Origin of the sequence: Streptomyces sp. CB02959 (assembly GCF_002803155.1) — a bacterium.
In the GTDB taxonomy this organism is placed as follows: Bacteria; Actinomycetota; Actinomycetes; order Streptomycetales; family Streptomycetaceae; genus Streptomyces.
In genome coordinates this window covers 1-3,441 of sequence record NZ_NNBP01000079.1, presented here as the reverse complement: position 1 = coordinate 3,441, position 3,441 = coordinate 1, and the positions used below count along the sequence as shown (strand labels likewise).

At 67.1% G+C, this 3,441-nt stretch carries 4 protein-coding genes and 1 pseudogene; 4 read left to right on the top strand and 1 reads right to left on the bottom strand.

Features of this window, described 5'->3' with window-relative positions; all coding sequences use genetic code 11:
- The 4 genes and pseudogenes from CG747_RS46845 to CG747_RS46830 all read left to right on the top strand — a co-directional run.
- Window positions 1-869, top strand: an 869-nt coding sequence (locus CG747_RS46845; protein ID WP_100607957.1) for an IS701 family transposase, incomplete at its 5' end; no start/stop codon positions are given.
- 264 nt (window positions 870-1,133) lie between these two features.
- On the top strand, window positions 1,134-1,628 hold the full coding sequence (locus CG747_RS46840) for a GNAT family N-acetyltransferase (RefSeq protein WP_100607956.1): 495 nt from the start codon (window positions 1,134-1,136) through the stop codon (window positions 1,626-1,628).
- Window positions 1,629-1,767: 139 nt separating this feature from the next.
- A pseudogene (locus CG747_RS48765) lies at window positions 1,768-1,948 on the top strand (IS701 family transposase); the annotation flags it as partial.
- Between the two features lie 26 nt (window positions 1,949-1,974).
- Window positions 1,975-2,343, top strand: coding sequence for an IS110 family transposase (locus tag CG747_RS46830; protein ID WP_257981243.1), 369 nt, complete (start codon window positions 1,975-1,977; stop codon window positions 2,341-2,343).
- A gap of 539 nt (window positions 2,344-2,882) precedes the next feature.
- Here the strand turns inward: CG747_RS46830 and CG747_RS46825 are convergent.
- The coding region (locus CG747_RS46825) for a transposase family protein (RefSeq protein ID WP_100607955.1) at window positions 2,883-3,441 on the bottom strand (559 nt) is incomplete at its 5' end.

Sequence of the window (3,441 nt, the reverse complement as noted above, 5' to 3'; positions counted from 1 at the left end):
TGCCCTGCAGGCTGTATCCCACGTATGCGTCTTCGCGGGGCCGGACGTTGGTGGACCGGGAGTTGTATCTGCCGAAGTCGTGGACGTCTGACCGAGAGCGATGCAGGGCGGCGAAGGTTCCCGACGGGCGTGGTTTCGCCACCAAGACTGAGCTGGCCCGGGCTCTGGTCGCCAGAGCACGGTCCTCGCCGCTGCCCTTTGCCTGGGTGACCGCGGACGCGCTCTACGGCCAGGACGGGCACTTCCGCCGCATGCTCGAAGAAGCCGGACTCGGATACGTCGTCGCGGTCCCGAAATCACAGCAGGTCAAGTCCCTGGCAGGGTGCTGGCGCATCGACCAGCTCATCGGCGATGCCCCCGACGAAGCCTGGGAACGACTGTCCTGCGGTGACGGCGCGAAGGGCCCGCGCGTCTATGACTGGGCAGGGGCACAGCTGCCGGCCGTCCCGCTCTACGGCGAAGACGAGCCCTCCCACCACCGGTGGGTGCTGGCCCGACGCAGCATCGCCCGCCCTGACGAGATCGCCTACTACCTCGCCTACGCGCCCACTGGCACCACCGTCGACAAGCTGGTCCGAGTCGCCGGCAGTCGCTGGGCCATCGAGTCGTGTTTCCAGAGCGCGAAGAACGAGTGCGGCCTGGACCAGTACGAAGTCCGTCGCTATCCCGCCTGGTACCGGCACATCACCCTGGCCATGCTCGCCCACGCCTTCCTCGCAACGATGGCCGCCCACGCCGGGGAGGAAAGGGGGGCCGCAGAAACGGATCATCCCTCATCCCCCTCACGCTGGCAGAAGTCCGCAGGCTGCTGGCAGCTTGCCGCCCCGGGGCAAGTCACAACCACCGGCATCACGCCAGTCATGCCTTGAAATGGTCCCGCTGGCGTCGCCACCACCAGGCCACTGCCAGGCGCTGCCACTACAGACGCCGCGCGACTGGTCACGAACAACCGCCACATGACGGCACGTCAGCTGACTATGCTCAAGAAGACGCCTCTGACCAGCGGCAATAGCGAACTGCAACTGGAGTATTAATACTCCAGCCGTAGATCGTTATGTGCCTTGGTCTTGGGGCTGTCTGCCACTGGCGGAAACTCAGGTGGCCTCAGCGAACGATCTGGGTAGAGTCGGGCAATGCCCGAGCTGAAGCGGCTGCATGCCGACCACGCCCCGGCGGTCCTGGCCTTCGAGCTGGCGAATCGCACCTACTTCGCTGCCTCGATCTCCGACCGCGGCGACGACTTCTTCGACCAGTTCACCGACCGGTACAACGCCTCGCTGGCCGAGCAGGAGGCCAGCATCTGCGCCTTCTACGTGCTCGTCGCCGAGGACGGCTCGGTACTCGGCAGGTTCAACCTGTACGACTTGGAGGACGGCACTGCGAGACTCGGCTACCGGGTCGCGCAGCAGGTCGCCGGCCGCGGCGTGGCGACCGCGACCGTCCAGGAGCTTTGCCAGCTGGCGGCGGCGCGGCACGGGCTGCGCACACTACGGGCGGCCACCTCCTACGACAATGTTGCGTCCCAGAAGGTGTTGACCAAGGCCGGGTTCGCCCCGGTTGGCTCGGCCGCCCCGTCCGATCTCGGCGGCAAGTCAGGCACCTGGTACCAGCGCGACCTTCAGCCGTAGAGCGTGACCTTGCTGCTGGACCGGCTGCAGGAAGGCTGCGGCCACCGATGATCATCGGTGTGTGAAGACTAACGATCTTGCGGTGGCCGCAGGTCACAGCGTAGACCCTGCCCGCTGGCAGGAAGCGTTTGAGGTCCTGATGAGCCGGATAGCGGTCCGGTTCGCACGGGTCGAACCCCGGCGCCGGGTGAGGGACTTGGTGCTGGGGCTTCTGTCGGACCTGCCGCGAAAGAACTGCTGGAGCATCGCCGAGTGGGCCGGACAGGCCACGCCGGACGGCATGCAGCATCTGCTCGGTCGGGCCAGGTGGGATGCCGGTGACCTCGACCGACGCCTGGCCCGGCTCGTGAGGCACCACTTCCCGCAGTTGTTGGCTCCGGTGGGCATCGGGCCGGACAGCGCCGCAACCTTGGTGATCACCATGGGGGACAATCCGGAACGGCTGGACAGTGAGGCGTCGTTCGCCGCACTGCGCGGGGTCAGTCCTATCGAACACTCCTCGGGACGCGAGCGGTGCTGGCGGCTCAATCGTGGGGGAGACCGTCAGGCCAACTCCGCACTCCACCGGATTGTGCACGCTCGGCTCCGCTTCGACCCCTGCACCCGCGACTACTACGAGCGACGCCTCAAAGAGGGCAAGACCCGACGCGAGATCGTCCGCTGCCTCAAACGCTACGCCGCCCGGGAGGTCTTCCACCTGGTCAGGTCCGTATAGTCTCGGCCCCCGTCATAGGGGCTGTGTGAGAGAACGCGACAGGTGAGGAACCCCCGTCGGGCAGGTGCCGACGGGGGTTCCTGCGTTTGGGGACTGCCCCTGGTTCGCAGTGTTCGGCACGATCTTGCGGTGCTCCGGCTCACTGTCCGCGACGCGACGGAAGGGGCGAGGCGGCGGCCGAGACGGCGCATTTCGGCGTTGGGGGCTTGCGATGCGCGCGGGCGCGCTGTTCGGAGCGACGAAGATCCCGGGGGCGCGTGGGCGCTGCTGGGCTTCAGCGGGTAGCCCTCTCGGCGAGGGGCAGCGGTGTACTGGTGATCTGCGGATGGAAAGGATGGCAGCGGTGCTGCCGTCGTGCCGTGATCTGGCTCCTGAGATTTCTGACCCAAAGTGTCCTGACGATCCTCCGTCGTTCGCGGGGCGAGGCGGTGCGCACAGACGCTGGTTCGGGGGAGTGCGTCTGGAGGACTGCCGTGCGTGAGGGATCTGCACCGTCCCACTGGCGACCACTCCTCCGGGTCAGTGAGCGTTTTCCAACCTCACGCTGATGCGTGGTGAAGGACCAGGACGGCTTTCACGACGTCGGTGATGCGGTTCGTGCTGCAGCGAAGCTTCCGAAGGAGACGCCAGTCCTTGAGGGTGGCCATGGCCTGCTCACCGACGCAGTGGATCTTGGCGTGGGTGGTGTTGTGGCGGCGCTTCCATCGCTTGAGACGGCGGCCTCGGAACGGAACCCGGACGGGCCCGCCGGCGCCTTGATACGCCTTGTCGGCCCAGCATTTGAGTCCCGCGTCGGCAAGGGCTTCGGTGATCCCGTGCCGCCTGGCGGCGGTGAGGTCGTGGGTCGAGCCGGGCAGTGCGGGCGAGGCCCACAGCAGACGGCCGAACGGATCGGTGAGGACCTGGGCGTTCACTCTGTGGCGTTTGTGTTTTCCCGAGTAGTGCGGGGTGTCGGCGGCGATGCGGTCGATCGGCAGCAGGGTGCCGTCGAGGATGACGAACGCCTTCGCCCGGATCGTCCTCATCGCCTCGGCCAGGGACGGGGCGAGGGCGGACAGGACCTCGACGGCTTCCCGTATGTAGCGGAAGACGGTTGCG

Excerpts from the sequence above, each read along its gene's own strand:
- CG747_RS46840 (WP_100607956.1), top strand. The coding sequence starts at position 1,134 with ATGCCCGAGCTGAAGCGGCTGCATGCCGACCACGCCCCGGCGGTCCTG.